This is a genomic window from Lelliottia sp. EB106-05-01-XG201, from assembly GCF_058791735.1.
Genome location: NZ_JBYTDV010000001.1, coordinates 4,347,911 through 4,369,816, shown reverse-complemented (window position 1 = coordinate 4,369,816; position 21,906 = coordinate 4,347,911). Strand labels below are relative to the sequence as shown.

The 21,906-nt window shown below is 57.5% G+C and carries 20 protein-coding genes; 9 read left to right on the top strand and 11 right to left on the bottom strand.

Translation table 11 applies throughout. The features are described from left to right. Position 1 precedes the first annotated feature (1 nt). Entirely contained in the window at positions 2–271 is a 270-nt protein-coding gene (locus AC3WS9_RS20505) for a YdgH/BhsA/McbA-like domain containing protein (protein ID WP_285146149.1), read from the top strand. 43 nt (positions 272–314) lie between these two features. Here the strand turns inward: AC3WS9_RS20505 and feoC are convergent, their stop codons facing one another. The 5 genes from feoC to greB all read right to left on the bottom strand — a co-directional run bounded on the left by feoC (position 315) and on the right by greB (position 6,367). After that, on the bottom strand, positions 315–551 hold the full coding sequence (gene feoC / locus AC3WS9_RS20500; RefSeq protein WP_285146150.1) for a [Fe-S]-dependent transcriptional repressor FeoC: 237 nt from the start codon (positions 549–551) through the stop codon (positions 315–317). A 12-nt stretch (positions 552–563) separates the two neighbouring features. After that, a complete protein-coding gene (gene feoB / locus AC3WS9_RS20495) occupies positions 564–2,882 on the bottom strand; it encodes a Fe(2+) transporter permease subunit FeoB (protein ID WP_492490141.1) in 2,319 nt (772 codons plus the stop codon). A 30-nt stretch (positions 2,883–2,912) separates the two neighbouring features. Continuing rightward, complete coding sequence (gene feoA / locus AC3WS9_RS20490; RefSeq protein WP_282493529.1) at positions 2,913–3,140, bottom strand: ferrous iron transporter A; 228 nt, start codon at positions 3,138–3,140, stop codon at positions 2,913–2,915. Positions 3,141–3,478: 338 nt separating this feature from the next. Continuing rightward, positions 3,479–5,806, bottom strand: a complete 2,328-nt coding sequence (locus tag AC3WS9_RS20485; protein ID WP_492490351.1) for a Tex family protein — start codon at positions 5,804–5,806, stop codon at positions 3,479–3,481. Positions 5,807–5,893: 87 nt separating this feature from the next. Continuing rightward, on the bottom strand, positions 5,894–6,367 hold the full coding sequence (greB, locus tag AC3WS9_RS20480) for a transcription elongation factor GreB (RefSeq protein WP_282493528.1): 474 nt from the start codon (positions 6,365–6,367) through the stop codon (positions 5,894–5,896). A 232-nt stretch (positions 6,368–6,599) separates the two neighbouring features. Between greB and ompR the strand changes: the two genes are divergently transcribed. Beyond that, complete coding sequence (gene ompR / locus AC3WS9_RS20475; RefSeq protein WP_001157751.1) at positions 6,600–7,319, top strand: osmolarity response regulator transcription factor OmpR; 720 nt, start codon at positions 6,600–6,602, stop codon at positions 7,317–7,319. Next, positions 7,316–8,662, top strand: a complete 1,347-nt coding sequence (gene envZ / locus AC3WS9_RS20470; RefSeq protein WP_282493527.1) for a two-component system sensor histidine kinase EnvZ — start codon at positions 7,316–7,318, stop codon at positions 8,660–8,662. Before ompR ends, envZ begins: the two co-directional genes overlap by 4 nt. Positions 8,663–8,813: 151 nt before the next feature. Here envZ and pckA read toward each other — a convergent pair whose 3' ends face one another. From pckA to AC3WS9_RS20445, 5 genes are all read right to left on the bottom strand, one after another. Further along, positions 8,814–10,430, bottom strand: coding sequence for a phosphoenolpyruvate carboxykinase (ATP) (gene pckA / locus AC3WS9_RS20465; protein WP_282493526.1), 1,617 nt, complete (start codon positions 10,428–10,430; stop codon positions 8,814–8,816). 330 nt (positions 10,431–10,760) lie between these two features. After that, positions 10,761–11,639, bottom strand: a complete 879-nt coding sequence (hslO, locus tag AC3WS9_RS20460) for an Hsp33 family molecular chaperone HslO (RefSeq protein ID WP_100778598.1) — start codon at positions 11,637–11,639, stop codon at positions 10,761–10,763. Between the two features lie 23 nt (positions 11,640–11,662). Continuing rightward, positions 11,663–12,064, bottom strand: a complete 402-nt coding sequence (gene hslR, locus AC3WS9_RS20455) for a ribosome-associated heat shock protein Hsp15 (RefSeq protein ID WP_285148687.1) — start codon at positions 12,062–12,064, stop codon at positions 11,663–11,665. Continuing rightward, the gene (yrfG, locus tag AC3WS9_RS20450) at positions 12,061–12,744 is read right to left on the bottom strand and encodes a GMP/IMP nucleotidase (RefSeq protein WP_492490140.1); all 684 of its coding nucleotides are present in this window, start codon (positions 12,742–12,744) and stop codon (positions 12,061–12,063) included. The genes hslR and yrfG overlap by 4 nt, the downstream gene beginning before the upstream one ends. A 62-nt stretch (positions 12,745–12,806) precedes the next feature. Continuing rightward, complete coding sequence (locus AC3WS9_RS20445) at positions 12,807–14,945, bottom strand: intracellular growth attenuator family protein (RefSeq protein ID WP_285146154.1); 2,139 nt, start codon at positions 14,943–14,945, stop codon at positions 12,807–12,809. A 321-nt stretch (positions 14,946–15,266) separates the two neighbouring features. On the opposite strand from AC3WS9_RS20445, the gene nudE reads away from it, so the two are divergent. Beyond that, positions 15,267–15,827 carry an ADP compounds hydrolase NudE gene (gene nudE / locus AC3WS9_RS20440; RefSeq protein WP_492490139.1) on the top strand — a complete coding sequence of 187 codons (561 nt, stop codon included), beginning with the start codon at positions 15,267–15,269 and terminating at the stop codon, positions 15,825–15,827. Positions 15,828–15,916: 89 nt separating this feature from the next. On the opposite strand, the gene mrcA is transcribed toward nudE, so the two are convergent. Further along, positions 15,917–18,469 (bottom strand): peptidoglycan glycosyltransferase/peptidoglycan DD-transpeptidase MrcA, encoded by a 2,553-nt coding sequence (mrcA, locus tag AC3WS9_RS20435; RefSeq protein ID WP_285146156.1) that lies wholly within the window; start codon positions 18,467–18,469, stop codon positions 15,917–15,919. A gap of 119 nt (positions 18,470–18,588) precedes the next feature. On the opposite strand from mrcA, the gene AC3WS9_RS20430 reads away from it, so the two are divergent. The 5 genes from AC3WS9_RS20430 to hofQ are packed head-to-tail and all read left to right on the top strand — an operon-like array spanning position 18,589 to position 21,880. Next, on the top strand, positions 18,589–19,371 hold the full coding sequence (locus AC3WS9_RS20430) for a DNA utilization protein HofM (RefSeq protein WP_492490138.1): 783 nt from the start codon (positions 18,589–18,591) through the stop codon (positions 19,369–19,371). A gap of 2 nt (positions 19,372–19,373) precedes the next feature. Continuing rightward, complete coding sequence (locus tag AC3WS9_RS20425; protein ID WP_492490137.1) at positions 19,374–19,871, top strand: PilN domain-containing protein; 498 nt, start codon at positions 19,374–19,376, stop codon at positions 19,869–19,871. A gap of 3 nt (positions 19,872–19,874) precedes the next feature. After that, complete coding sequence (locus tag AC3WS9_RS20420) at positions 19,875–20,336, top strand: HofO family protein (RefSeq protein ID WP_492490136.1); 462 nt, start codon at positions 19,875–19,877, stop codon at positions 20,334–20,336. Then, positions 20,326–20,730: a HofP DNA utilization family protein gene (locus tag AC3WS9_RS20415; protein ID WP_492490135.1), complete on the top strand. Its 405-nt coding sequence runs from the start codon at positions 20,326–20,328 to the stop codon at positions 20,728–20,730. The genes AC3WS9_RS20420 and AC3WS9_RS20415 overlap by 11 nt, the downstream gene beginning before the upstream one ends. After that, entirely contained in the window at positions 20,681–21,880 is a 1,200-nt protein-coding gene (gene hofQ / locus AC3WS9_RS20410) for a DNA uptake porin HofQ (RefSeq protein WP_492490134.1), read from the top strand. The genes AC3WS9_RS20415 and hofQ overlap by 50 nt, the downstream gene beginning before the upstream one ends. Positions 21,881–21,906 lie beyond the last annotated feature (26 nt).

Below are 21,906 nucleotides of genomic sequence, written 5' to 3'. Positions count from 1 at the left end.
TATGAAACTTGTTACAGGAATTGTTACATCACTGGTTATTGGGTCTCTGTCATTTGGCGTGTTTGCAGCGAAAGAGCTGGAAAAAGACAAAGTTAAAGAGATGAATCTGACGAAACTGGGTGAGATCACCACTTCAAACACAACGGCGCCAATGGATGCGCGCAAAGAATTGTCGAAAAAAGCGGATGAGTTAGGCGGAACATACTTTGTAGTGACCAGCGCGAACAAAGGCGAGAAAAACGTTCACGCTACTGCAGACGTATACAAGTAATGAGCAATACCGGGTGATGCTGTGTTCACCCGGTACTCATCCCTCAGCGCAGTGCCCACCACTCCCGCAGACACGCTTTTCCTTCCGGGCAGCTTTTGCAGCTCCCTGACAAACAGCCATCCGCCTCTTCCTGAATCCGCACGGCTTTGCCCATCGCTTCCATTCTTTCGAGCATGGCATCGATCATCGGCTGCGGCGTGTGCAGGGACTGGCTCAGCTGTCGGGCCTCCATTCGTCCCTGCAGTGCCAGTAAATCTCGTAGCTGAATCATCGATGCCATCGCATTCACCTCTTAGTGGCAGTCGCCAGCCGGGCTGTTGCAGCAGCTTGCCGCGGTTTTATTGGTCGCCAGCAGATTTACGTCCACGCGGCTACGCGCCCGGCGCAACAGGCCGATGAGTACGACGTTGAACAACACCACCGCCAGAATGCACACCAGGCTGTAGCGTGGGTGAGCGCTGAAGTTGGTCGCCTGATAGAAAACCGTCGCCAGTGAGTAAGCGATGTTCAGCCCCCACAGGACCGAGAAGCCCATCCAGCCGCGGCTGGACTCGCGGGCAATCGCCCCCATCACGGAAATGCACGGAATGTAGAGCAGGACGAAGATCAGATAGCTATAGGCCGCCGACGCGCTGCCAAATTTCTGGCTCATCACGCCCATCGCGCCGGTCGCCATTTCCCCGTCGCCTTTGCTGGCTTCGATCGGGTTGGCCAGTACGCTCAGGCTGATGGTGTCTTTCAGGCTCTGCCAGGTGTCATCCACCGCGCTCAGCAGTTCGTCACCGAGATGGAATTCCGCCGGATTAAACTCCTCTTCCTGAATATTTTCCGCCGTATAGAGCGTATTCAGCGTACCGACCACCACCTCTTTCGCCATCGCGCCGGTGAACAGTCCGACGGTCGCCTGCCAGTTATCTTCGTGAACGCCAATCGGCTTGAACAGCGGGGTGATGACGCGGCTGACGGAGGCCAGCGCCGAGTCGTTGATGTTATCCGCCGCCTGGCCGCTGAGGGTAAAGCTGTTCAGCGCGCTCAGGAAAATGCTGACAATCACAATCACTTTACCGGCGCGCAGAACGAAGCCTTTCAGACGCTGCCAGGTCTGGATCAGCAGGCTTTTGATGTGCGGGACGTGGTAGACCGGCAGCTCCATCACAAACGGCGACGCTTCGCCGCGCATGATGGTGTGTTTGAGCATCAGGCCGGTCAGAATCGCCATCACGATACCCAGCAGGTACAGGGAGAAGACCGCCAGCGCGCCCTCCTGGCCGAAGAACGCCGCTGCAAAGACCGCGAAGATCGCCAGACGCGCACCGCAGGACATAAACGGCGCCATCATGATGGTCATCAGACGTTCACGCGGAGCATCAAGGGTTCGCGCGCCCATCACCGACGGGACGTTACAGCCAAAGCCAACAATCAGCGGGACGAAGGATTTACCCGGCAGACCGAGGGCCTGCATCAGGCGGTCCATCACGAAGGCCGCGCGGGCCATATAGCCGGAATCCTCAAGGAAGGAGAGGAACAGATACATCATGCCGATCTGCGGTACCAGCGGCAGGACGGTGTTGATGCCGCCACCCAGCCCCTGGGCGAGGAAAATCGTCAGCCATTCCGGGAAGTGCAGGGTGTAGCCCAGCCATTGCAGACCGTGAATGAAGATCGCCACCGAGCCGACATCAAACAGCGGCTGCAGCGCGCCACCGATGTTGATGGCGAGGAGGAACATCAGGTACATCACCAGCAGGAAGATCGGCAAGCCGAGGAAACGGTTGAGAATGATTTTATCGACGGCGGCGGTGAAGCGGCTCGGCTCGGCAGTCAGGGTGTTACTGACCACTTCGCAGATGGCGGCGATACTTTGATAACGCGCATCGGCGATGTGCAGGGCCGGATCGTCCAGCTCTTCGCTCAGGCGCGCCAGCGACATATCCAGTTTCTGTGCCGCATCGCCCGCGTACCTGCGGCTGTAGATATCGCCTTCCAGCATTTGCAGCCCGAGCCAGTTGCGCTGTTTCTGCGGCATGGCGTGGGCCATCTCCTGTGCCAGAATGCCGGCCTCGCGCACCAGCGGCTGCGGATAATGCACCAGTTCGAGATCCGTATTGCCCGTATGGCGATCGACGGCCAGTTTCAGCGCATCGATGCCCCGCGCGCGGGTGGAGACCAGCGGGATCACCGGGCAACCAAGGCGTGCGGAAAGCGCATCGATGTCGATGCGAATTTTTTGCTTTTCGGCGATATCGAGCATGTTCAGCGCGACGATGCACGGAATGCCCAGCTCCAGCAGTTGCAGCGTCAGGTACAGGTTGCGCTCGAGATTGGAGGCGTCGACGACGTTAATCAGTAAATCCGCATCGCCGCTCAGAATATAGTGACAGGCAATCTGTTCATCGAGAGAGGTCTGCGACGAAATCGTTGTGAGCGAATAAGTGCCGGGAAGATCTACAAGGGTGACCTGATGGTCGGTCGTGGAGAATTGACCTTCTTTGCGTTCAACGGTGACACCGGCCCAGTTACCGACGCGCTGACGTGCGCCCGTTAACTGATTAAATAAGGTTGTCTTGCCGGAATTAGGATTACCAATTAAGCCAATGGTTAATTTTTTCATTGTTTTAGACTCGGTCTAACAGCTGGCGGTTTATCGGACTAAAGCTTCGACTTCTAATAACGCGAGGTCTTTCTTACGCAATACCAGATTGACGCGACGGGTTTCGATATGGATGGGATCGCCCAGCGGTGCGATGCGCACAACCTGAAACGAGGATCCTGGCAGCATGCCTAGTGACAGCAGCTTTTGACGATACGCCGGGCTAATTTCGCGGGCAAAACCGGTAATTTTCCAGGCACTGTCTGGTGTGAATTGCATAGAGACCACTTTGACCGAAGGTTAAATAATCGACAGATTCATGATAATGAGAATGGTTTCTATCAGCAATATTTAAAATGTGACGGGATGTTCATATGGACATTAATTCGAGGACTGTTTGACCTTGCTCAATATTTATTGAGATGGTGAATGAGGTTTGAAAAATTAATTTGTTAACTAAGTGATAAACGATGGTTTAAATATGGATATGAAATCGGTTCCCTGATTCATATTAAATGAGTGAGTACGTTCTTATTTATTTTGAAGGGGGTGGTCTGGCTGTCGGGCGGCACTGCGTTTGCCCGGCCTACGAATTGGCCGGGCAAACGCGCGGGACATTAGCGTTTCTTGCCCATTGCGGCGGCCAGCGCATCCATCATCGCGCTGTTACCGGCAGGCTGGGCCTGAGGGCGGGGTTTCGCGGCTTTGGCTGTCGGACGGGACTGATCGCGTGCACCGCCGCTGTTGCTGCGGCGAGCGTTGGTTTCGCCCGGCTGCTCGTCAAGGCGCATGGTCAGGGCGATGCGCTTACGCTGCATATCCACTTCCAGCACTTTCACCTTCACGATATCGCCCGCTTTGACCACCGTATGCGGGTCTTCCACGAACTTATCGGCCAGCGACGAGATGTGTACCAGGCCATCCTGATGCACGCCGATATCGACAAAGGCACCAAAGTTGGTGACGTTGGTGACAGCGCCTTCCAGCACCATGCCTGGCTGCAGATCCTTCATCGTCTCAACGCCTTCGGCGAATTTCGCGGTTTTAAACTCAGGGCGCGGGTCGCGGCCTGGTTTTTCCAGCTCTTTGATGATGTCGGTGACGGTCGGCACGCCGAATTTATCGTCGGTGAAGTCAACGGCACGCAGGTCGCGCAGGTTGGTGCTGTTGCCCATCAGATCTTTCAGCGCCTGCTGCGTGGCGGCCAGAATGCGCTCCACCACCGGGTAAGCTTCCGGGTGGACGGTTGAGGCGTCCAGCGGGTTATCGCCGTGGTTGATACGCAGGAAGCCTGCACACTGCTCGAAGGCTTTTGGCCCCAGACGGCTTACTTTCAGCAGCTGCTGGCGGTTCTGGAACTGACCGTTCTCATCGCGCCAGGCGACGATGTTCTGCGCCATCATGCGAGTTAAGCCCGCCACGCGGGTTAAGAGCGCAACGGAAGCGGTATTCAGGTCCACGCCGACGGCGTTCACGCAGTCTTCCACCACCGCATCCAGACGGCGCGCCAGCTGAGTCTGGCTGACGTCGTGCTGGTACTGGCCCACACCGATGGATTTCGGATCGATTTTCACCAGCTCTGCCAGCGGATCCTGCAGACGACGGGCGATAGAGACCGCACCGCGCAGGGAAACGTCGAGATCCGGGAACTCCAGCGCCGCCAGTTCGGACGCGGAATAGACCGACGCGCCGGCTTCGCTGACGATCACTTTCTGAGCGGTGACTTTCGGGAACTGCTCTTGCACGTCGAGGAAGAAGCGTTCGGTTTCGCGCGATGCGGTACCGTTACCGATCGCCACCAGCTCGACGTTGTATTTTTCACACAGGGCAGCGACCACCACCGCGGCTTTCGCGGCCTGGCCGGTGTGCGGATAGATGGTGTCGGTCGCGACCAGTTTACCGGTGCCGTCGACCACGGCCACTTTCACGCCGGTACGCAGGCCCGGATCGAGACCCATGGTGGCGCGCAGGCCCGCCGGGGCGGCCATCAGCAGATCGTGCAGGTTACGGGCGAAAACGTTGATCGCTTCGTCTTCCGCGCGTTCGCGCACGGTGCCCATCAGTTCAGTTTCGAGGTGCATCAGCACCTTGATGCGCCAGGTCCAGCTCACCACGCCTTTGCGCCAGCTGTCTGCCGGGGCGTTGTTCAGGCGCAGGCCCAGATGGTCGGTAATAATCTGCTCGCAGTAACTCTCTTTCGGCGGCTCATCGAACTGCGGATCGGCATTAAGAGAGAGCTGCAGCACGCCTTCGTTACGACCGCGGAACATCGCCAGCGCGCGGTGCGACGGGGCGGTGGAAATCGGTTCGTGGTGATCGAAGTAGTCGCGGAATTTCGCGCCTTCCTCTTCTTTACCGCTCACGACGGTCGAGACGATATGGGCATTTTTCCACAGATAGTCACGCACTTTGGAGAGCAGCGCGGCGTCTTCGGCGAAACGCTCCATCAGGATATAGCGCGCGCCGTCGAGGGCCGCTTTGGTGTCGGCGATGCCTTTGTCCGCGTCGATAAATTTCGCGGCTTCCGTTTCCGGATCGTGCGACGGGGTGGTCCACAGCAGATCGGCCAGCGGCTCAAGGCCTGCTTCAATCGCAATCTGCCCGCGGGTGCGGCGCTTTGGTTTATACGGCAGATAGAGGTCTTCGAGCTCGGTTTTGCTCATCGTGCCGTTGATGGCACCAGCCAGCGCATCGGTCAGTTTGCCCTGCTCGCCGATGGATTTGAGAATGGCCTGACGACGGTCTTCCAGCTCGCGCAGGTAGCCCAGACGGGTCTCCAGGTTGCGCAGCTGCGTGTCATCCAGACCGCCGGTGACTTCCTTACGATAACGTGCAATAAACGGCACGGTGTTCCCTTCATCAAGCAGGCGAACGGCAGCTTCTACCTGTTCGGCTCTGGCCTGAAGTTCACCCGCAATAATGCGGCAGAGCGAATCTTTCATCATGGCTTTGTCATCTGGTTTGTCGAAAAACAGGGGGATAGTTATACGGGCTGACACGCGAAAATGCCAGCCGTGGAGGGTGCTCTCGGACTATTTAACGTACTCAATTTCGTTGACGTACCAGCTGGCTTCACCGGCGGGCGTCTGGACGATGGCTAAATCGCCGACTTCCTTTTTCAGCAGCGCACGGGCCATCGGCGAGTCGATGGAGATGTAATCCTTACGACCGAAAATTTCATCGTAGCCGACGATGCGAAAACGTCGGGTATTGCCGTCATCGTTCTCGATTTCTACCCACGCGCCGAAGAACACTTTGCCTTCCTGCTGCGGGGAATAATCAACGATTCGTAGGTTTTCAAGGCATTTAGTGAGATAACGGACGCGCCTGTCAATCTCACGCAGGCGTTTTTTATTATACTGATAGTCAGCGTTTTCGCTGCGGTCGCCGAGGCTGGCCGCCCAGGTGACTTTTTTGGTCACTTCCGGACGTTCTTCGCGCCAGAGGTAATCCATCTCTTTTTTGAGTTTTTCGTACCCTTCGCGGGTGATCAGCGGCGTTTTCATGGTGTGACCTTTAAGACTCTACTCAATGACTGGCATTAGGCACATTACGTACCACATAGCTTAACAGACAGGATTAATAATGAGTTATGTGATGAAATGTGCAGATAAGCTCCTGTTAAATATGCTTTGTAACAATTTCGACTAGAATTTATACCAGATTTAGCTGGTCGCAGACGCGTACTTTTTTAGAATACGTACTGAAATACTATCCGGGCCTTTGGGAGTACATACAATGCAAGAGAACTATAAAATTCTGGTCGTGGATGACGACATGCGCCTGCGTGCGCTGCTGGAGCGTTATCTGACCGAGCAGGGCTTCCAGGTTCGAAGCGTGGCGAACGCCGAGCAAATGGATCGCCTGCTTACCCGTGAATCGTTCCACCTGATGGTGCTCGATTTAATGCTTCCTGGCGAAGACGGTCTTTCTATCTGCCGCCGTCTGCGCAGTCAAAGTAACCCGATGCCGATCATTATGGTGACGGCGAAAGGGGAAGAAGTTGACCGTATCGTGGGCCTGGAAATTGGCGCCGACGACTACATTCCAAAACCATTCAATCCACGTGAACTGCTGGCGCGTATTCGCGCAGTCCTTCGCCGTCAGGCCAACGAACTGCCGGGCGCACCGTCTCAGGAAGAGGCTGTTATCGCTTTCGGTAAGTTCAAGCTGAACCTGGGTACGCGCGAAATGTTCCGTGAAGATGAGCCGATGCCGCTGACCAGCGGTGAATTTGCGGTTCTGAAAGCGCTGGTGAGCCACCCGCGTGAGCCGTTGTCGCGCGATAAGCTGATGAACCTGGCGCGCGGTCGCGAATACTCCGCCATGGAGCGTTCCATCGACGTCCAGATCTCCCGTCTGCGCCGCATGGTCGAAGAAGATCCTGCGCATCCTCGCTATATTCAGACCGTCTGGGGTCTGGGCTACGTCTTCGTGCCGGACGGTTCTAAAGCATGAGGCGAATGCGCTTTTCACCGCGCAGCTCGTTTGCCCGCACTCTGTTACTGATCGTCACCTTGCTGTTCGTCAGCCTGGTGACGACGTATCTGGTGGTGCTGAACTTTGCGATTCTGCCAAGCCTCCAGCAGTTCAATAAAGTCTTAGCCTACGAAGTGCGTATGCTGATGACCGACAAACTGCAGCTGGAGGACGGCACGCAGCTGGTGGTGCCTCCTGCGTTTCGGCGCGAGATTTACCGCGAGCTGGGCATTTCCCTGTACTCCAACGAGGCGGCGGAAGATGCCGGTCTGCGCTGGGCGCAACACTACGAATTCTTAAGCCAGCAGATGGCGCAGCAACTCGGCGGCCCAACGGAAGTGCGCGTCGAGGTCAACAAAAGCTCGCCGGTCGTCTGGCTGAAAACCTGGCTGTCACCCAACATCTGGGTGCGCGTCCCGCTGACGGAAATCCATCAGGGCGACTTCTCGCCGTTATTCCGCTACACCCTGGCGATCATGCTGATGGCGATCGGCGGCGCGTGGCTGTTTATCCGAATACAAAACCGACCCTTAGTCGATCTTGAGCATGCGGCCTTACAGGTGGGGAAAGGTATTATTCCTCCGCCGTTGCGTGAATATGGCGCGTCCGAGGTGCGTTCGGTGACGCGGGCGTTCAACCACATGGCGGCGGGCGTGAAGCAGCTGGCCGACGACCGTACGCTGCTGATGGCAGGCGTGAGCCACGACCTGCGCACACCCCTGACGCGTATTCGTCTGGCGACGGAGATGATGGGCGAAGAGGATGGGTATCTTGCGGAGTCCATCAACAAGGACATCGAAGAGTGTAACGCCATCATCGAGCAGTTTATCGACTACCTGCGCACCGGTCAGGAGATGCCGATGGAGATGGCGGATCTGAACGGCGTGCTGGGCGAAGTGGTGGCAGCGGAAAGCGGCTACGAACGTGAAATTGATACGGCGCTGCAGGCGGGCGAAATTCAGGTTCGCATGCACCCGCTCTCTATCAAACGCGCGGTCGCCAATATGGTGGTCAACGCCGCCCGCTACGGCAACGGCTGGATTAAAGTCAGCAGCGGATCCGAACTCAATCGCGCCTGGTTCCAGGTTGAAGATGACGGCCCGGGGATCAAGCCTGAGCAGCGTAAGCATCTGTTCCAGCCGTTCGTGCGCGGCGACAGCGCTCGCAGCACCAGCGGCACCGGATTAGGGCTGGCGATTGTGCAGCGTATTGTTGATAACCATAACGGTCTGCTGGAGATCGGAACCAGCGAGCGGGGCGGGTTGTGTATTCGCGCGTGGCTGCCGGTTCCGGTGACGCGTGGGCAGGTGAAAGAGAGTTAAAAACAAGCCGCACCGAACAATTCCCTCTCCCTTGAGGGAGAGGGTTAGGGTGAGGGGGAAAGGCGTACGCTGATGCCCTCACCCCGGCCCTCTCCCACAGGGAGAGGGAGAAAACATAAAAAAAGGTAACCCAAGGGTTACCTTTTTGCTTTTACCTTGGTCCCGCACTCACCAACGCAGCACCCGCTGGCGTATCGGTATACTTCTCAAAGTTTTCAATAAACAGCTTCGCCAGCGTTTCGGCCTTCTCTTGCCACTGCTCCGGAGAACCGTAGGTGTTGCGCGGGTCGAGGATGTGGGTATCCACGCCTGGCAGCGCCGTTGGGATCGCCAGATCGAACATCGGCAGGGTGAAGGTTTCTGCATCGTCCAGCGAGCCATCGATGATCGCGTCGATAATCGCGCGCGTATCTTTGATGGAGATGCGTTTGCCCGTTCCGTTCCAGCCCGTGTTCACCAGATACGCCTGCGCGCCTGCGGCCTGCATGCGTTTCACCAGCACTTCGGCGTACTGCGTCGGGTGCAGCGACAGGAATGCCGCGCCGAAGCAGGCGGAGAAGGTTGGGGTTGGTTCGGTCACGCCGCGCTCGGTACCTGCCAGTTTGGCGGTAAAGCCCGAGAGGAAGTGATACTGCGTCTGGCTGGCCGTCAGGCGTGAGACCGGAGGCAGCACGCCGAAGGCATCGGCGGTCAGGAAGATCACTTTCGACGCATGGCCCGCTTTCGACACCGGTTTCACGATGTTATCGATGTGATAGATCGGATACGACACGCGGGTATTTTCGGTTTTCGACGCATCGTCAAAATCGACGGTCCCATCGGCGAGCACGGTGACGTTTTCCAGCAGCGCATCGCGACGGATGGCGCCGTAAATGTCCGGTTCCGCTTCTGCCGACAGACGGATCGTTTTGGCGTAGCAGCCACCTTCAAAGTTAAACACGCCGTCATCGTCCCAGCCGTGTTCATCGTCGCCAATCAGACGGCGCTTAGGATCGGTGGACAGGGTGGTTTTGCCGGTGCCGGAGAGGCCAAAGAACACCGCCACGTCACCCTCTTCTCCGACGTTTGCGGAGCAGTGCATGGAGGCAATGCCCTGCAGCGGCAGCAGGTAGTTCATCACCGAGAACATCCCTTTCTTCATTTCGCCGCCGTACCAGGTGCCGCCAATGAGCTGGATGCGCTCGGTCAGGTTGAAGGCGATGAAGTTTTCCGAGTTCAGGCCCTGCTCTTTCCACTGCGGGTTGGTGCATTTCGCGCCGTTCATCACGATGAAATCAGGCTCGAAATCCTGTAACTCTTCATCGGTCGGGCGAATAAACATGTTCTTCACGAAATGCGCCTGCCAGGCGACTTCGGTCACAAAGCGAACGGAGAGACGGGTGTCGGCATTGGCGCCACAGAAGGCATCAATAATGAACAGACGCTTGCCGGAGAGTTGATGCGTGACGAGTCCTTTCAGATGCTGCCAGGTCTCCTGGGAGAGCGGTTTGTTGTCGTTCTTCCCTTTGCCCTTATCTGCCCACCACAGCGTATCGCGGGTGGTGTCGTCACGGACGATATACTTATCTTTCGGCGAACGGCCGGTGAAAATCCCGGTGTCCACGGCGATAGCACCAGTGTTCGTCAACACACCTCGCTCGTATCCTTCCAGTGCTGGATTGAGCTCTTCCTGATACAGCGTATCGTAATCGGGGTTGTAGACGATTTCCTGGACGTCGTTGATACCATAAGCCTTGAGATCTTGCGGGGTTAAATCTTTAACGCGCATGTCACTGCTCCTTAGCCAATATGTACTGCCTGAAATTGTAGGGTTTTTCTTAGGATGTTAACCGCGACGGGGCTCATAGATTTACGTATCTGGACAAAACCCTTCCTGACGGAAAACGCTGTGACTCCTGTCACGAAGCAGGGCGGATTATCGCAGGATTCGCTTTTTTGTGGGGGGAAATGTTCTCAAAAGGTTAAATCCTGGAGCATTTAACCGGAAGAATGTGAATGTAATCGCATACATGTAAGAAAGTTACGTAAGGGTTACATTACGAAAAACGATTCAGCTAAACGGGGAAATTTCCCCTCACCGGAAGTGAGGGGAGGGGCATTAATGAACCTGCGGATCCGCCGGGGAGGCGTTGTTGCGGATCTCGGCGATATCCATCGAGTTGAACACGTAGTGAGAACCACAGTAATCACAGTTCATATCGATTTCGCCATCTTCAGCCATGATGCTGTCGATCTCTTCATCCGGCAGGGTGCGCAGCGCGCCCGCACAGCGCTCACGGGAACAGGTGCATTTGAATTCGACGTCCTGCGGATCGTACAGCGTGACCTCTTCTTCGTGATACAGACGCCACAGCACTTCGTTCGCCGGGAGCGTGAACAGCTCTTCCGCTTTGATGGTTTCGGTCAGCGTCGCCAGGTGCTCGAAGTCATTGCCCTGAGCATTTTGCGCAGGCAGAACCTGCAGCAGCATACCGCCCGCTGCCAGTTGGCCGTCCACTTCGCCGGTGCGGATAAACAGGCGCGTTGGCAGCTGTTCGGAGCGCAGGAAGTAATCTTCCAGGCAGGCGGCCAGCGTATCGCCCTCCAGACCCACCACGCCCTGATAGCGCTCGCCCTCTTCCGGGGTAATGGTGATCACCAGGAAGCCGTTGCCGACCAGGGTTTTCAGATCGGCACCTTCCGGCACCTCACCCTGCACGCGAGCCACACCGCGCATCTGCTGCTGGTTGTTGCCGTTGATCACCGCCAGGGTCATCGGGCCATCGCCCTGCAGCTGCACGGTGATGTCACCTGCGAACTTCAGCGTCGCCGTCAGCAGGCTGGTTGCGACCAGCAGCTCGCCGAGAATATTTTTCACCGGCTGAGGATAGCTGTGGTTTTCGAGGATCTGTTTCCAGGTTTCGGATACCGTCACCAGCTCGCCGCGAACGGCAAATTGCTCAAACAGATAGCGATGTAATTGGTCGTGTTGGGACATAATTTTCTCTCTTCGAACGGCGATTACTCATGTTCGCCGTGTTTAAATTTCATCAGGTCGCGACGTTCTTTTTTATCCGGTCGCCTGTCCGGATGCGGCATGGTCAGGGCATTCATTTTGCGTGCCAGCGCCACTTTCTCGCGCTTTTCAACGCTCTCGGTCGTCTCTTCATACATCAGGACCGCTTCGGTTGCCGGGCGACGTTGTTCGGTAACGGCTTTGATAATCACCGTGCGTTCATCGTTACCCTGGCGCAGGGTCAGCGTGGCATTCAGTTCGACAAGTTTACTGGGCTTGCTGCGCTGCCCGTTGTAATGCACCTTACCGCCATCGACCATTTCGCGGGCCAGGGCGCGCGTTTTATAAAAACGGGCGGCCCACAGCCATTTATCCAGTCTTACCCCATCGGAGGGCTTTTCTTTCATGGCGTCTCCTTCACGTTGAGTGAGGGGATCATTCGGCGATAGTCGTTCAGCGCCGGATGCCGCAGATAGCTTTTATCCGCCAGGCCGGAATCAGGATTCGTCACGCCCAGGCAATAGCGAATGCCGAAGGTTGCCGCCGAATTCAGAATCGGTTCACTGTCGTCAATGAACAGGGTTCTCTCTGGCTGCAAACCGGTCTCTTCTGCCACCGCCTGCCACAATCGCTGATCCTCTTTCGGATAACCAAATGTGTGGGTGGAAAGTAATAAATCAAGGTGCGACGCGAGCCCGGTATGTTCGAGCTTCACGGCCAGGTTATGCGGATGCGCGTTAGTCAGCAAAATACGGCGCTTGCCGCTCGCTTTCAGGGCATCGAGAAAAGGCACCGTATCTTCACGCAGCACCGCATTCGGCCCTTGCGCGGTGGTCATGGCGCAAATATCCAGGCCGAGCTTGTCGCTCCAGTAATCCAGGCAGTACCAGTTTAGCGTATGCTGCACGGCGTGATACTGCTGGCGAATATAATCCTGCGCTTCTGCCGGAGTGATGCCCTGCTGCGCGCCATAGGTTTCAGGCACCAGCTTTTGCCAGAAGTGATTATCAAATGCGAGATCGAGCAGCGTGCCGTCCATATCCAGCAGGACGGTATCAACGTCCTGCCAGGCGATATCAAGATGCATGAGGGGAACTCTCCAGCCAGAAAACGTGCGCGACAGGGTAGCATAACTGTCGCGCAGCGGTATTATCCGATCAGGCTCTCAGGTGCGGAGATGAGTTTTGGATTGAGGCAGTTGTCGTAGTACTGCTGGATGTCGGCCAGACGCGTACGCGAGCGCTGATAGCGGCGCAGGGCGGCGATACCGTTCCAGACAATGCACACCAGCATCGCCAGCATCAGCAGGGTGGTGCCGATGTAACGCCACAGTCCGGCGCTGTCCGGCATGCGGTGCAGGTCGACGTGGCGGGTGCCGTTGGCATCCGTAAAGATCCCCGTCACAATCCCTTCGGCGCTGAACGGCGTCTGCATCAGCATTTGCGCCAGACGCTGGAACTCGCCCCATTGCTCCTGGGCCGGGTAATCATACAGCGCCACCGGCGGATAAGGCTGATCGACCAGATCGCTGCCCTCGTCGCTGACAATCACAAACCCGCCGGGAGCCGGGCTGTTTAACGCCTGAGCCGCGCGAGTGGTTTCACGCTGCACGAAAGGCGCAGTTGAGGTGGCGACCAGGTTCTCCAGCGATTCGGCGCTGACCGGGCGCAGCAGAACGTTCACCCCGTCGAGTCGACCCGCATCGGCGCGTTTTACCAGCGCCTCCCAGTCTTTGCTGTTCCCGAGATTCACCAGCGCATTTTTGAGACGCACACACTCATCTTCGGCGGAACACAAATCCTGGGTTTTCATCACGATGTCGCCAAAATCATCCAGCAGCACCATGCCCGATTTCTGAATCGCCGCGCGCAGAGACTGGCTCACGCGGGCGTTGTCTTCCGGTTTCGGGTGCAGCTGGCGGTTCAGCGCCTGGGTCAGGGCCGTGGCCTTACTGACCGTATCAGACTCCGGCAGTGGCAGAGGCGGGGCGTCATTCCAGATGATTTGCGAGCAATCAAACGGCGTAAACGGCGAGTTCTGACGCGTGTTCCAGGTGCCCGGCGCATGGATGTTACACATGCCCGTACCTTTCAGCTTCAGGGTATCGCCCACGCGCACGCCGGCCTCTTCCAGCTGATTAACGCTGGTGGCTTCAACGGTTTGCGCGCCTTTGATCCACGACAGGGTGAATTTGATCGGCATATCGAGCGGCACCAGCAGGATCAGCATCGCCAGCACCAGGGCAGCGCCTCCGGCGATGACGGTACTGCGCAACCAGTGCTGGAGCGGGAAGTTTTTGACTTCATCGTGCAGGGACAGGAAACGTCCCTGACGCACCACGTGGCGGTCGAGATAGATATCAATATCGGTTTTTTGCCCTAAATCCTGGGCAATCCACGGCTGCCAGTGGCGCGGATAGATGAGATCGATAATCCCGAGGGAGATGTTGTTGATATGCTCCTGATCGTTCTCACCGAACAGACCCCAGCGCTTTGGCGTGCCGCGCAGGCAGTGGATTTCACGCAGCGTGGTTTTGGCCGGTTTGGCGAACAATCCCCACAGGCCAGCGGCCAGCAGCAGAACGGCACCGCCAGCGAGCCACGGCGCAAAAACGTCTGGCGTCATCAGGCAGAAGAAAAAGAGCAGGAAGGCGGCGACGATCAGCACTGCTTCGCGGATCCCGTCCGGGCGGCTCAGGGCATACTCTTCGTGCGTCTCCTGGCGAATGTTGAGCAGTTCAATCTGCTCGGTCTCTTCACCGCGGATCGACGCCTGTGTGGAACTGGTGCGTTCCAGCGCAAAGCGCGGCGCTTCCTGAACATATTCGCTCAGGGTATGACCATTCAGGGTGATGACCAGCGGGATGGAATCCGTATGGATCAGCTCAACGCTATTTTCGTCATTAATGTATTGTTCCCAGAACGGCGGGAGATGCACCTCGACCGAGTCGAGATAGTAGCGCCACTTGTTGGGATCGTCGGTGGTAATGCCATAGCGGGTAATCGAGCGCGTGACGCACAGCACGGTATCGCTTTGGGCGTTGAGCTTCAGGAAAACAGGGGCGGCGGTCGCGCCGGTCGGGCCAGGCGTCTGCTGGACACGGTTCAACGTCTCGAGGTAATTTTCGATCGCATTGCGTTCTTCAGGCGCGAGTTTGCGCGTGGTCGCACCGGCAAAGGCGTTTAAAAAAGGCAGTCGATATCGCTGTTGCGCCCGACGCCTGTACAACCACCCTGCGATCAATACGCAGGCCAGCATAGCAGCGAAAATTATCAAAATGGTGCTCATGCTTTCCCCATCTTACTTATCTTCAGGTGTTGTCAGTTGCACCTTTTACCGTGAATGAGTCTCTGTGGTTGGCTATCGGCAAGTATGGAGTCGAACTTGAGCGTTTTGAAGCGCATCCCAGTGACCGGAGATAATAGCAAAGGCAACGAAGGCGGGATATCAGCAAATTCCTGGAGTTATTTCAAGCTCTTGACTTTTGACTGGAAATGAGGATTAACTCACGATACGTTGCAAAAATGTAAATAAACAGCGATTGACATTGCCGAAACCGTGCGGCATATCGCACAATGCACTCAGTTCACACAGCAAAGACCCGTCAAGATGAGCAAATCCTTACAAAAGCCCACCATTCTGAATGTTGAAACCGTCGCCAAATCACGTCTGTTTACCGTGGAAAGTGTCGATCTGGAGTTCAGCAACGGCGTGCGTCGCGTCTATGAACGTATGCGCCCGTCCACGCGCGAAGCGGTGATGATTATCCCCATTGTGGACGATCACCTGATCCTGATTCGCGAATATGCGGTGGGGACCGAATCTTATGAATTGGGTTTCTCGAAGGGGCTTATCGATCCGGGTGAAACCGTTTTTGAAGCCGCGAATCGCGAGCTGAAAGAAGAGGTTGGCTTCGGCGCTCATGACCTGACTTTCCTGAAAAAGCTGAGCATGGCCCCGTCCTATTTCTCCAGCAAAATGAATATCGTGCTGGCAGAAGATCTCTATCCGGAGAAGCTGGAAGGGGATGAGCCCGAGCCGCTGCCGCAGGTGCGCTGGCCGCTGGCGCATCTGATGGATCTACTGGAAGAGCCCGATTTTAACGAGGCGCGTAATGTGAGTGCGCTGTTCCTGGTGCGGGAGTGGTTGAAAGGACAGGGTAGATTGTAGCGGCCTGATGCCCTCACCCCGACCCTCTCCCACGGGGAGAGGGAGAAAACAATAAGAACGGCAACTTGCGTTGCCGTTCTGCTTTTACCTTAGAACAGCTCGTGCGTCTCGCCGTTATCAATCAACTCGGTTCCCACCTCATGCACCGCCTGCGTCGTAGGCTGCGTGCCCTCAATGAAGAATTCCGCGCGACTGTTTCCACCGTTGGCTAACTGACCGGTGCTGCGGTCGATATTCACCGTTACCACGCCTGGCGGCGGGGTGAGCGGCTGCTCCGGTACGCCCTCGAGAACCGCTTTCATGTAAGCGTCCCAGGCTGGCTGAGCACTCTTGGCGCCGCCTTCGTAGCCGGAAATCTGATCTTTAATCGCCCCGGATGCCGTCGTACGGCCTAAATCACGGCGATGATCGTCGAAGCCAATCCACACAGACGTCACCACGCCAGGGCCGTAGCCGGAGAACCAGGCGTCTTTCGAGCTGTTGGTGGTCCCGGTTTTGCCGCCGATATCGTGGCGCTGCAGATCGCGACCCGCACGCCAGCCCGTGCCCTGCCAGCCCGGTTCACCAAAGATGTTGGTGTTCAGGGCGCTCTTAATCAGGAACGACAGCGGGGTGTTGATCACGTGTGGCGCATATTCCTGCGCACCGCTTTGAGCGACCAGCGCCTGGTTGGCCTGCTCTAGTTGCGGCTGTGGTACTGCGGTGTTCTGCTGCTCCTGCGACTGAGCCACGTCTTCCATGTCTTTGTTTTCCAGCACATTTGATTTTGGCGTATCGCCGTAAATCACTGGAATATCGCATTCCGGACAGGCGATTTTCGGTTTCGCCTCAAACAGCACGCCGCCCTGATCGTTTTCAATCTTGCTGATGAAGTACGGATCGACCAGGAAGCCGCCGTTGGCCATCACGGAATAACCGCGCGCTACCTGCAGCGGTGTGAAGGATGCCGAGCCGAGGGCCAGGGATTCCGTATGCACAATGTTCTGCGCCGGGAAGCCGAAGCGCTGCAGATACTCTGCCGCGTAATCGACGCCCATCGCGCGCATCGCGCGGACCATCACCACGTTTTTCGACTGTCCCAGACCCTGACGTAAACGGATTGGACCGGAATACTCCGGAGGGGAGTTTTTCGGCTGCCAGTCAGAACCGGCACCCGCATCCCAGCGTGAAATCGGCACATCGTTGAGGATGCTCGCCAGCGTCAGCCCTTTATCCATCGCCGCGGTGTACAGGAACGGTTTGATGTTCGACCCGACCTGACGCAGCGCCTGCGTGGCGCGGTTGAATTTGCTCTGGTTGAAATCAAAACCACCGACCAGCGCCATCACGGCCCCGTTCTGCGGATTGATGGAGACCAGCGCGGAGTTCACGTCCGGAACCTGCGCCAGCCACCAGGCGTCGTTTACCTGACGGACCCAGATTTGTTGTCCAGTCTGGACGACGTCGGTGACTTTACGCGGCGTCGGGCCTTGCGCCGTATCGGAGCGATACGGTCGCGCCCAGCGCATGCCGTCCATCCGCAGCGAAACAGAGGTGCCGTCGCCCATCATCGCCGTCGCTTCCTGCGGGTCAGCGCTGGTCACCACCGCAGGCAACAGCGGCCCGTAGGTCGGCAGCGTTTTCAGGGAGTCGATGATTTTTTTGCTGTCCCATGCGCTTTCGCCCACTTTCCACAGCACGTTCGACGGGCCACGGTAGCCGTGGCGCATGTCGTAATCCATCACGTTGTTACGCACCGCCTGCTGTGCCGCCTGCTGCACTTTGCGGGTGATGGTGGTGGTGATGCGATACCCATCTTCATACGCGTTCTCGCCGTAGCGGCTCACCATCTCCTGGCGGACCATTTCCGTCAGATACGGAGCCGAGAAGGCGATTTCCGGCGCGTGATAGTTAGCGTCGATCGCTTCGTTACGCGCCTGATCGAACTGGGTCTGAGTGATATAGCCTTCGCTCAGCATGCGCGACAGCACCACGTTACGACGCGCGGTGGCGCGGTCGAGAGAGTAGAGCGGGTTGAACGTTGACGGGGCTTTCGGCAGACCGGCGATAGTCGCCATCTCGCTTAAGCTCAGCTGCTCAACAGGTTTACCGAAGTAGACCTGCGCCGCGGCACCCACGCCGTACGCGCGATAGCCCAGATAGATCTTGTTGAGGTAAAGCTCGAGGATCTCGTCTTTGCTCAGGAGCTGTTCGATGCGAATGGCAAGGAACACCTCTTTGATCTTACGGGTCAGGGTTTTTTCCGGGCTCAGGAAGAAGTTACGCGCCAGCTGCTGAGTGATGGTACTCGCACCCTGCGAAGCGTGACCTGAGAACAGCGCGACGCTGGCGGCACGGAAAATCCCCACAGGATCGACCCCGTGGTGCTCATAGAAACGGCTGTCTTCCGTGGCGATAAAGGCTTTCACCATCACCGGCGGAATCTGGTTAAGGGTCAGCGGGATACGTCGTTTTTCGCCGTACTGGGCGATCAACTCGCCATCGGCGCTATAGACCTGCATTGGGATCTGGAGTCGCACATCACGCAGTGTGGCGACATCGGGTAGTTGCGGCTCAATGTATTTGTACAAACCATAAATCGAGCCTGCTCCCAGCAGAATGCAACAGACTGCAAGGATCAATAAATACTTTACGAACTTCACTGGAGATTTCCCATTTAGTTTCACTTGGGCAGTTTCTAAACAATCGCGCGGTAGTATAAAGGCAAGCCTGAAGCATTGATAGAGCCGTCACCTGACGGGCGATAAGGAGATCGTAAAGCATGGCTTTTAAAACATGGCGAACAGGCGTTCACATTCAACAAGATAGTGTTCTGGCCGTCTCAATAACCCAGGAGCGCACCGGGTGGTATCTGCGTCGCTGGTGGCAGATCCCGCTGGCCGCGGGAATCATCCGTGACGGGCAAATAATCCATCCACAACAACTGGTTGCCGCGCTCAGCGAGTGGAGCCAGGCGCTGCCCCATTACCACCGCATCTTTATGGCGTTTCCGGCTGCCCGCACGCTGCAAAAGACGCTGCCCGCTCCGGCGCTGACGTTGCGCGACAGTGAGCAGGCGTCGTGGATTGCGTCGGCGATGTCCCGTGAGCTCGAAATGGCCCCGGATGCGCTCTGCTTTGACTACGTACAGGACACCTTTAGCCGCTCCTTTCACGTGACGGCGGCGCAAAACAAAGAGGTGGCGGCGCTGTTAACGCTCGCGGAAACGCTGCGCCTGCACGTGGCTGCCATCACGCCAGATGCCGCGGCGCTGGCGAACTTCCTGCCGCTTCTTGACCCTCCCGCTCACTGCATGGCCTGGCGCGACGGGCAGCACTGGCTTTGGGCGATGCGCCACCAGTGGGGGCGAAAACGCGCCGATGAAGCGCAGAATGTGGCGGAGCTGGCGGCCATGTTAGCGCTGAGTCCGGACGACATCGCGCTCTTTGCGGTCGGGGAGCACGATCCTTTTAGCTTGCTTGCGCGCTGTCAGCCGCCGCTGCCCCAATACAGCGCGGATTTCACGGTCGCGCTGGCCCTCGCGATGGGGGAACTGTTCGAGTGAACATGACTAACTTTCTGCCGTGGCGACACCTGCGACAGCAATCCTGCTGGCGACTCTGGATGTTGCTGTTTGTCGGCTCGGTGCTGATCGCTCTGGCGTTGACTATCGCTCTGCGTTCCACTTTTGGGCTAAAGACGCGTGCGCTTGAGACGCTTCTGGCCAGTGACACCGCGATACAAAAGCAGCTGAGCGCCCACCGCGCGCGGTGGCAAGCGCGACAGGCTGCGCCTTTGCAAAACCCACAGAAGGTATTGCGTGACTGGCAACCGGCGCTGGTTTCGCTCGCGTCGGCCATGCCGGAGCAGGCGTGGCTGACGCAGCTTCGTTACCAGCCGCCGCGCCTGACTGTAACGGGGTTTGCCGCGACGCCGTCGACGCTCTCGGCGCTGGCGGAATCACTCAAACGGCTGCCCGGTTTTATGATTGGACCTGCGGGGGAAATGCAGCAGGACGCCCAGGGGCGCTGGACGTTCAGTTTTACCCTCACGAGTCAGGGGTGAAGCGTGCGTATCTTCTCTGAACGCTGGCATGCGTTTCGCTTACGTACTCGGGTTCTTTGCTGGGGGCTGGGTTCGTGCGTAGTGCTGCTGGGGGCGTATCTGACGCTGGCGCACCCGGTAATTCAACAGATATCGCGTCTTGAGTCTACGCGCAGCCAATCGGCGTCGGCCCGTGCCGCGCTCTGGGTGAGCGAAGCGCACCCCCATCTGGTTCCGGCTGAATCTGTTGTGCCCGTCACGTTGCCATTTTCGCCGCTGGATTTTCAGACCGGTGGCGTGCGGCTGGTTCACTGGCTGCCCGGCGAGAAGGGCGGTGAGTTAACCCTGAATGCCGACTGGGCGCAGATCCCGCCGCTGTTCGAGCGGCTTACGCACTGTGGAATGGGCGTCAGCAGCTTTTCCGTGATGCCAGAGGGGGCGCGGCTCCAGCTGATTGTGCAGGTGGAGAGCCAAAATGCGAACTGAACTGCGCGTATTGCTGATGTGTTCACTGCTCCTCATTACCGGAATGCGTGACCCCTTTCGCCCTCCGGACGACCGCTGCGCAACAGGCGCGCTCGGCCAATGGCGGTATCAGGGAATGCTCCAGGGCGACAGCGCCGTAGGCATCGTCAAAGATGAACAGCAGCGCTGGCATCGTGTCCGGCTGGAAGAGCACCTGCCAGCGGGCTGGCAGGTGCTGGCTGTCAATGAAACGGAAATGGTTATCGGGCTCGGCGAAGGATGCGAGCCGAAAGAGTGGCGATGGCCACGAGAGGGAACGAAGCATGAAAATAGTCAGTCGAATCGTCCTGTTGATGATACTCAGCATGCCGACATGGGCCGTCGCGCCAAAACCCGTCACCCTGGCGGTGGATGACGTACCCGTTGTGCAGATTTTGCAGTCCCTGGTGGAGCTTGAGAATCGTAATCTGATCGTCTCGCCCGATGTCACCGGCACGCTGTCTCTGCATCTGGCGCGTGTTCCCTGGCGGCAGGCGCTGCAAATCGTCACTACCAGCGCAGGGCTGGTGCTGCGGGAAGAGGGGGGTATTTTTTACATCAATACGGCCACGTGGGCGCGGGAACAGCAGACGCAAAAAGAAGAAGAGCAAACCCGGCAGAAACTGAATGTGCCGCTGGCCTCACGCGCGCTCTCTTTCGCTTATGCCGATGCGACCGAGCTGCAAAAAGCCGCGGAAAAACAGCTGAGCCCTAAGGGGAGTCTCTCCGTCGATAAACGCACTAACCGCCTGCTGGTGCGCGATATCCCCGGCGTGCTGGACAGTCTGCAGCACTGGGCCGAGCAGATGGATCTCCCTGTGGCACAGGTGGAGCTGGCGGCGCATATCGTGACGATTAATGAAAAAAGTCTGCGAGAGCTGGGGGTGAAATGGAATCTGGCCGAGGCAAGCAGCGCGGGCTCGCCCGGGCAGATCACCACGCTGGGGGCGGATGTTTCCGTTGCGGATGCCACCAGTCACGTCGGGTTCAACATCGGGCGGATCAACGGGCGACTGTTAGATCTGGAGCTCTCGGCGCTTGAGCAAAAGCAGCAGCTTGAGATCATCGCCAGCCCGCGGCTATTGGCGTCGCATATGCAGCCCGCCAGCATCAAGCAGGGCAGTGAAATTCCGTATCAGGTGTCCAGCGGCGAAAGTGGGGCGACCTCCGTGGAGTTCAAAGAGGCGGTTCTGGGGATGGAAGTGACGCCCGTGGTTCTGCCAAATGGCCGGGTGCGGCTCAAACTGCACATCAGCGAAAACATGCCGGGCCAGGTTTTACAGCAGGCAGATGGCGAAACGCTGGCGATAGATAAACAAGAAATTGAAACGCAGGTGGAAGTTAAAAGCGGTGAAACGCTGGCGCTGGGCGGAATTTTCTCGCAAAAGAATAAAACGGGCAGTGACGCGATTCCGGGACTCGGGCGAATTCCCTGGGTGGGGCAACTCTTTCGCCACGATGGCAAGTATAATGAGCGGCGCGAGCTGGTGGTATTCATCACGCCGCGTCTGATTGGCATTCAATAATGGAAACGATCCCCGCGAGGATTTTG

Coding starts and splice junctions, on each gene's coding strand:
- AC3WS9_RS20505 (WP_285146149.1), top strand. CDS start 2: ATGAAACTTGTTACAGGAATTGTTACATCACTGGTTATTGGGTCTCTG.
- feoC (WP_285146150.1), bottom strand. CDS start 551: ATGGCATCGATGATTCAGCTACGAGATTTACTGGCACTGCAGGGACGA.
- feoB (WP_492490141.1), bottom strand. CDS start 2,882: ATGAAAAAATTAACCATTGGCTTAATTGGTAATCCTAATTCCGGCAAG.
- feoA (WP_282493529.1), bottom strand. CDS start 3,140: ATGCAATTCACACCAGACAGTGCCTGGAAAATTACCGGTTTTGCCCGC.
- AC3WS9_RS20485 (WP_492490351.1), bottom strand. CDS start 5,806: ATGATGAAAGATTCGCTCTGCCGCATTATTGCGGGTGAACTTCAGGCC.
- greB (WP_282493528.1), bottom strand. CDS start 6,367: ATGAAAACGCCGCTGATCACCCGCGAAGGGTACGAAAAACTCAAAAAA.
- ompR (WP_001157751.1), top strand. CDS start 6,600: ATGCAAGAGAACTATAAAATTCTGGTCGTGGATGACGACATGCGCCTG.
- envZ (WP_282493527.1), top strand. CDS start 7,316: ATGAGGCGAATGCGCTTTTCACCGCGCAGCTCGTTTGCCCGCACTCTG.
- pckA (WP_282493526.1), bottom strand. CDS start 10,430: ATGCGCGTTAAAGATTTAACCCCGCAAGATCTCAAGGCTTATGGTATC.
- hslO (WP_100778598.1), bottom strand. CDS start 11,639: ATGTCCCAACACGACCAATTACATCGCTATCTGTTTGAGCAATTTGCC.
- hslR (WP_285148687.1), bottom strand. CDS start 12,064: ATGAAAGAAAAGCCCTCCGATGGGGTAAGACTGGATAAATGGCTGTGG.
- yrfG (WP_492490140.1), bottom strand. CDS start 12,744: ATGCATCTTGATATCGCCTGGCAGGACGTTGATACCGTCCTGCTGGAT.
- AC3WS9_RS20445 (WP_285146154.1), bottom strand. CDS start 14,945: ATGAGCACCATTTTGATAATTTTCGCTGCTATGCTGGCCTGCGTATTG.
- nudE (WP_492490139.1), top strand. CDS start 15,267: ATGAGCAAATCCTTACAAAAGCCCACCATTCTGAATGTTGAAACCGTC.
- AC3WS9_RS20430 (WP_492490138.1), top strand. CDS start 18,589: ATGGCTTTTAAAACATGGCGAACAGGCGTTCACATTCAACAAGATAGT.
- AC3WS9_RS20425 (WP_492490137.1), top strand. CDS start 19,374: ATGACTAACTTTCTGCCGTGGCGACACCTGCGACAGCAATCCTGCTGG.
- AC3WS9_RS20415 (WP_492490135.1), top strand. CDS start 20,326: ATGCGAACTGAACTGCGCGTATTGCTGATGTGTTCACTGCTCCTCATT.
- hofQ (WP_492490134.1), top strand. CDS start 20,681: ATGCCGACATGGGCCGTCGCGCCAAAACCCGTCACCCTGGCGGTGGAT.